At 71.5% G+C, this 249-nt stretch carries 1 protein-coding gene; it reads left to right on the top strand.

The features are described 5' to 3' along the window. On the top strand, positions 1–249 hold a 249-nt coding region (locus OH705_RS28215; RefSeq protein ID WP_267303571.1), incomplete at both ends, for a hypothetical protein.

A 249-nucleotide genomic window follows, 5' to 3' on the forward strand; every position in this document is an offset into this window, starting at 1 on the left:
TCCAGTCCCTCGAACGCATGGGCCTCCTCCCGGCCAACGACTTAATCTTCTCGCGGGCCGGCTGCGATGCGGCCGTCCAGCAGTGCCTCGACGCCGGCCTCGACCTGACATCGCCCGAGGAGAAGGCCCAGATCACTGCCGCCGTCGACGAGTCCGCGACGGACATCCCGCCGGCAGACCTGGCCGTCCTCGGGTTCTGGAGCTGGCGCGACGGCCTCCAGCGAGGCCTCGCAGCGCACCACGCCGGGC

Origin of the sequence: Pseudomonas sp. BJa3 (genome assembly GCF_026343815.1) — a bacterium.
GTDB classification, from domain to species: domain Bacteria; phylum Pseudomonadota; class Gammaproteobacteria; order Pseudomonadales; family Pseudomonadaceae; genus Aquipseudomonas; species Aquipseudomonas soli.